The 6,120-nt window shown below is 53.2% G+C and carries 5 protein-coding genes and 1 pseudogene; 2 read left to right on the top strand and 4 right to left on the bottom strand.

Features of this window, described 5'->3' with window-relative positions:
* Together ACOTZF_RS22300 and ACOTZF_RS22295 are read left to right on the top strand one after the other, a co-directional pair.
* A partial coding sequence (locus ACOTZF_RS22300) for an IS5-like element IS903 family transposase (protein WP_137910591.1) occupies positions 1-609 on the top strand: 609 nt, incomplete at its 5' end.
* 52 nt (positions 610-661) lie between these two features.
* A pseudogene (locus ACOTZF_RS22295) lies at positions 662-994 on the top strand (helix-turn-helix domain-containing protein); the annotation flags it as partial.
* An 890-nt stretch (positions 995-1,884) separates the two neighbouring features.
* On the opposite strand, the gene ACOTZF_RS22290 reads toward ACOTZF_RS22295, so the two are convergent.
* From ACOTZF_RS22290 to trbC, 4 genes are all read right to left on the bottom strand, one after another.
* Positions 1,885-2,580 (bottom strand): RepA family replication protein, encoded by a 696-nt coding sequence (locus ACOTZF_RS22290; protein ID WP_254910806.1) that lies wholly within the window; start codon positions 2,578-2,580, stop codon positions 1,885-1,887.
* Positions 2,581-3,085: 505 nt separating this feature from the next.
* Positions 3,086-3,337 carry a hypothetical protein gene (locus ACOTZF_RS22285; protein ID WP_113394424.1) on the bottom strand — a complete coding sequence of 84 codons (252 nt, stop codon included), beginning with the start codon at positions 3,335-3,337 and terminating at the stop codon, positions 3,086-3,088.
* Positions 3,338-3,348: 11 nt separating this feature from the next.
* Complete coding sequence (locus tag ACOTZF_RS22280) at positions 3,349-3,882, bottom strand: phospholipase D family protein (RefSeq protein WP_032440594.1); 534 nt, start codon at positions 3,880-3,882, stop codon at positions 3,349-3,351.
* Between the two features lie 45 nt (positions 3,883-3,927).
* Positions 3,928-6,120, bottom strand: coding sequence for an F-type conjugative transfer protein TrbC (gene trbC, locus ACOTZF_RS22275; RefSeq protein WP_032440593.1), 2,193 nt, complete (start codon positions 6,118-6,120; stop codon positions 3,928-3,930).

Genomic DNA, 6,120 nt, shown 5'->3' with positions numbered 1-6,120 from the left:
AGTTTCAAAACGTTCACCCGGGGTGAAATCGCGCATCTGGTGATTGATTCCACCGGGCTGAAGGTCTTTGGTGAAGGCGAATGGAAAGTCAAAAAACACGGCAAAGAACGCCGTCGTATATGGCGAAAGTTGCATCTGGCAGTTGACAGCAAAACACATGAAATCATCTGTGCAGACCTGTCGCTGAACAATGTGACGGACTCAGAAGCCTTCCCGGGTCTTATCCGGCAGACTCACAGAAAAATCAGGGCAGCATCGGCAGACGGCGCTTACGACACCCGGCTCTGTCACGATGAACTGCGGCGTAAGAAAATCAGCGCGCTTATCCCTCCCCGAAAAGGTGCGGGTTACTGGCCCGGTGAATATGCAGACCGTAACCGTGCAGTGGCTAATCAGCGAATGACCGGGAGTAATGCGCGGTGGAAATGGACAACAGACTACAACCGTCGCTCGATAGCGGAAACGGCGATGTACCGGGTAAAACAGCTGTTCGGGGGTTCACTGACGCTGCGTGACTACGATGGTCAGGTTGCGGAGGCTATGGCCCTGGTACGAGCGCTGAACAAAATGACGAAAGCAGGTATGCCTGAAAGCGTGCGTATTGCCTGAAAACACAACCCGCTACGGGGGAGACTTACCCGAAATCTGATTTATTCAACAAAGCCACGCTCGCCTGAACTTATGGCTGGATGGAGTACGTACGGGCGAATTACCCCCACGCCTTGGCCAGTTGTCCCAACAGATTGGTGCATCTGAGCGCACGATAAGCCGGGTCTTTATCAGAGATACCGGAATGAATTATCAGAACTGGCGGCAGCAGTGGAGGCTGCTAAAGGCAATGGAAATGCTGTGTGACGGATGGCAGTTAAGCTATGTGGCGCAACAGCTGGAATTTGTCAGCGACAGTGCATTCATCACGTTTTTTCGACAGCATACAGGTACGACTCCAGCACGTTATTCACTTAAGAATATTGCTGAAAAAAGTCCCCGCTGACGGTGATAAATCAATAAAAAAACAATATCCTAAGTTTTTGTATTTTCTATTAAGGTCGATTTTTGACCTCAACGTACAATAATTTTCGATATCCAAACTGGCCCCAATAAATGCGCCGAAGGCGCATGAAGGCGCCCTCTGTCGCTGAATACTGCACCTCCGTAAATGGCGCCGTAGCCCGGCGCAGCCGGTATCAGTTTTGATAGGTTCCACCAATCCATCACTTCGCCCTGCTAAGCCATAACCCGCAGACAGGCGGCACAGGAAATGATGTGCGCCGTCGGAGTGGTCACGACAAGGCTTCGCCGCAGTCGGGGCGTATCTCCGCGTTAGCGGGCCGTTAGGACCGCTTACGGGCGTGTTGCACAGGGTCTGCCGGAGGTGTGAATTAAAGCGGCTCGGGTTCTAGTTACAACATCCATCATTAAAAGCGATGGTGTTCCCCGGCCTGTGGCCGGGGGCGGCGGCGCTTTTCAGTGGTGGGTTCGCTTCCTGCTGGCAGATCTCAGCTCTGAGCCACTTGCCCCGCGCGTGAGCGTGGGGTGCTACTTATGAGGCGCTTGCGCCGATTGGTTCTGGTTATTCACTTTTCAAAGGGAATAACAGTAATGTCTTTTTATTTGGTTTTATCTTTTATATTACGTAAGTAATTAAAAGATAAACCAAAAGAGTAATTGCACCGAACCGTTTGCACTTCACTGTAACTTACCCACAAGGTATACAGCAGTTATCGGCCATCGCAACACAAATGTGGCCAAACCGGTTACTGCCGGCAGGGAAATTCACCTGGTAGCTGGCAATAGTTTCCGTTGGATGGTGTTTTTTTGTACTGGGTTTTATTGCAGACGTGCAGAGTTCCCGCCAGTTAAGGCGGTTGTTCGCGTGAACAATCAGGCGGGTGTAAGAGCGTAGTAGGCTTGTTTTAGCTGGCGTGCGGCGTCACGCTTTGATTTCATCCTGGCTAACCCGGCAGCGGCCTTACGCATCCAGTTTTCAACCTTGATCGCAATTAACCGCTGATCACCAGAGTGGATGACTTCATTCTGATCGACGTTCAGCAGCCGTGCGCGCTCCCGGTAAACCTGCTTGAGCGGAACGCCGAGAATGGCAAAGAAATCTTCTGTGACCTCGATGTGCTTACAGGCACAGCGGGCGTCATAAGGATTGAAGGGGGCTTTTTCTGTAATGATAGCGTTGAGCCAGACCAAGCGGTCACAGCCCCGGCTGGCACGGGAGATCGACACATGGCCGGATTGACTGCGCGTGGCCAAGCCGGCACGTTCGGCCAGCGTTTCCAGGTTGTGTCTGGTTTGCCAGTCTCTAAAATCAAGATCGTCAAGGATGGCCAGCAACAGTTCACACAGCGTTTCCAGTCCGAACCGGTTTGCCTCATTGACCCAATACTTGTTATACCGGATGCGGCGGCGCAGTTCTGCTGTGATTTTCAGACGCCCCGCAGGCGTGGCCAGTGACCGGATCAACCGGTTCAGGAACCGGCGGCGGCGGCGCGAAGCCACGTTATAGCAAGGGGTCTGATTGGGTATGCCCGTAGGCCGGGTTTTAAGATGGAGACTTGTTTCAGTCACACCCGCCCGAACTTATGGCGAGTGGGGGTTGTGTTAGAATCTGCATTTGCTATAATCCTTCACAGGCCAGCGCCTGCTTTTGGACCCCCTGATTTCTGAATCCACCGCCAAGTTGATAGCAGATTTCAGGGGGTTTTTGCATTCAGGGGCCGTAAATTCATCACCCCTTCCCTTTGGACGCTATTCCGGGAACGTCCCACCCAAGTAATTCCTACAAACCGTTGTAAACTACCATGTTGCGTAGCAAGGATCAATTTATAAAAGGAGATCCGTGAATGATCGCTCACAATAAAACCACGCATATATGCAATATATGACATAATCGCATATATATGATTTCTCACAAAAAAATCTGCAGTGCTAAGTCCTGAACGCATTCAAGATCGTATTGAAGTCCCTGTTTCTATAGGCAAGTCAGTGTACCACGCTGCCGATAGCAGCACTGTGTGTTGTAACACTATCAAGCCATAAAAAAAGGCCGCCTGAATAATCAGACGGCCTAAGCTTATTTATTTTCTGCGGATGTTCCTTTTAACTGTTCGGCAAAATCCAGACAGTCAGACAGCCAGAACTGCCTTGTCTTTCCCTTTAACTGACTTACCGGCGCCGGTAATGGTATTCCGCGAAATATATTAGTGGTGGATGCGGCGACACCGAGTTCATGCTCTGGTACTCCCAGCATGAGCGCAAACTCGCGCGTCCTGATTTGCACATCGTTATGACGGCAGGGATTTTTTCTTTGTGTGTTTTCAGACATAACTGCCTTTGTTAATACGTCGATTTCCAGTCACGTCCTGTGTCCCAGCGGGACTTCCAGTGTTCCAGATAGACGCTGGCCACCTGTGGCATATCATTCAGAACCAGTGCATTTTCTGAATTCGTATATTCCGCTGCTTTGGTGAAGTTGAACGAGCCGGTTTCAACCGTGTTCTGGTCGATGATGATGACTTTGTCATGGTGGATTTTATAGGCATCCGTCAGACGGACTTTCACGCCGGCATTCACCAGTATATTGAGTGCGGCTTTCGAATATTTGTTCTGGTTTTCTCTCTTATCCAGGATGACTTTAACGTCCACACCACGCCGACTGGCGGACGCCAGTGCTTTCGCAATATCCGCAGCCGTAAGGTTATATCCCAACATACGCACAGAGCTTTGTGCATTGTTAATGGTCTTCAGTACCAGTTCCTGTGCGGTCCCTTCCGGACTGAAACCGACCTGCACGGAAGGGGCGGCGATAGCTGACAGGGACGAAGAGAGTGTGGTGGCCATCACGGCTGCTACCAGTATTTTTTTAAACATGGATATACCTTTGAGAACGTGGCCACCCGGGCAGGCGGCCGAAGATCAGTAAGAGAAACCGTCAGCCTGTTGAGTGACGGCCGACTGGTGAATGTGCTGGTATTTTTCCAGCTCATCCTTTTTGACGGACAGTTTTTCCGGCTCCGGGTATTCGACGCGGTAACGGCCTCTGGTCTCGGTCAGTACAGCGGCGGCGAGGCTGAGCAGCTGCGTCGCGCGCTGGACTGTATTGGGGGGCGTGGGTGCGACTTCGTCGAAATACATGGCCTCATCTGCAATGGCATACAGCACGCCATCCTGAATGATCATGCTGTCAGGGGCGTGCCTGATCTTGTCATTTTTCACGATGGCCATAATGCGGTTGATACTGGCCGGACGAGGGCGGTCACGGCGGACTTTTGCCGGCAGCAGGTGAGACAGGCTGTCATACGTTGGCCATTCCACCTCAACAAACCGGTTGATGCGGACGTCCTTGTCGGTGATTTTGTCGTCATCCGCGATGTACAGGGCGTTGTTCCGGATGACGGCCCCTTTGAAGACCGTGGCCTGCTCCCCCTGGTTTAAAGCCTGCAGTTCATCAAAGGGCAGTTTCGGTTTCTCCTGGACCGTAACGCGCCCGGTATCGGCATAGCTCCCCCCGATCGCGCCGGCGCGGTATTCCATACTGTCCTGAATGGCCTGGTATTCCATCCCGGCTGATTTCGCGGCGAACTCTGCGGTTTCAGTTGGATCGATGATGGTCCCGAAGATGCGGGTGAACATGTTGCCGAGCAGCGTCCAGAGCTTATCCCCCACGGCCGTTTTGAGCTTCTGCAGGTCCTGACCTGCCAGAACGAGCGCATAGCCGAGGGAGCGGACCTGGGTGGCCAGCTGACCGATGGTATCGGAGTAGTACGAACCGACCTCATCTGCCAGCCATAAAAAGGGAAAGCGGTCCCTGAATTTTTTGATAACCAGTATGTCTTCCGCTTTCCCCTCCATCCTTTCGCCCAGGTCCTGGCTCAGGATCATCGCCAGCTGGGAGGTTGTCAGCCGCCCCAACGTGAGCGCTTCTGACGCGGAGAGCTCCAGTGCCGGGATAAGGATGACGAGAATACGGTCATTGTGGACCACATCCCGCAGGTCAATATCGCCGGCGCCGGATGAAAACACGTGGCCATAGGTATCGCTGAAGAGTGACAGCATACGGTTGTACTGGCTCGTCAGATAACCATGCTGGTTACGCGCCTCCTGCGACCACTCTGATGGCTTGGTGATCAGGCTCATATCAAAGCCCGGCACGCTGGTTGAGAGATAATTACGCAGCCCGGTTCGAATTTCTTCGTGCCATTCCTCAGCTTCAGCCTGCAGATAGAGCTCCGCGAACTTATCCAGGGAGAGGTACTCCTGGATCAGCCGCTGCGACATCACCTTTTGTTCCTTGCGGCTTTTGTAAATCAGGGCCTTTGTCAGGACCTGGTTCATCCCCTTGGCTTTCTCCTGCCAGGTACGGTCGTTGCCGGCTTCCGGCATCATGGAATCCATCAGCTGCGTGATGTAGGTTTCCTGGGCCAGCGCAAACGGGTTCGTGTTATTGGACTGCTGGCGTGATTTGTCATTCTCCAGCAGGCGCTGAGAGCGGCTCTGGCCGCCGGTGATGTAGTTCAGCAACCGCAGATCGTCTTCACGGCCAAAGCGGCGGGACAGGGAGGCGACAGCAAACCAGACGTCATTCTGGGCCTTACCGTCAGAGAAGATCAGCCCTTTCGCCCAACACAGTGCATTTAACACAAAACCAAGCAACATCTCGGTTTTGCCGGCACCGGTGGTGGCCATAAGAATGAGATGGCGCGTCAGGTCATCCATGCGCAGCCATATCTCACGGCCGCCATCGAGCGTGCGTTCGTATCCGGTATAGAACACGCCCGCCGCCTTTTCCATATGCCGGTTAAGCTTAGTGACGGGCAGAAAGCCCAGCAGTTTGCCGGGTCGCATGGTTTCCGTTGACGGATCCAGCCTGTCCATGTCCATTGGCATCCTCGCCGGCATTCGGAATTCATTCAGCATGAACATCGGGACCCAGACCAGCATGACCGGAATGGCCGCCCACAGAAGGACAGGCCAGACTATTGCCGCACCAAATATGGCGATAATGGCGAGCAGCAGGGGGCCGGTGCGATACGCCATCTCTTCGACCATGCTCTGATGTACCTGACGCTGCAGCCGGGCGGCATCGACCGGTTTCTGCTTCTGTTGCAT

Source organism: Enterobacter cloacae complex sp. SHL021 (assembly GCF_049237765.1).
In the GTDB taxonomy this organism is placed as follows: Bacteria; Pseudomonadota; Gammaproteobacteria; order Enterobacterales; family Enterobacteriaceae; genus Enterobacter; species Enterobacter cloacae.
Note: the sequence above shows the minus strand (reverse complement) of the source record. Positions and strands in the feature narration are given on the sequence as shown.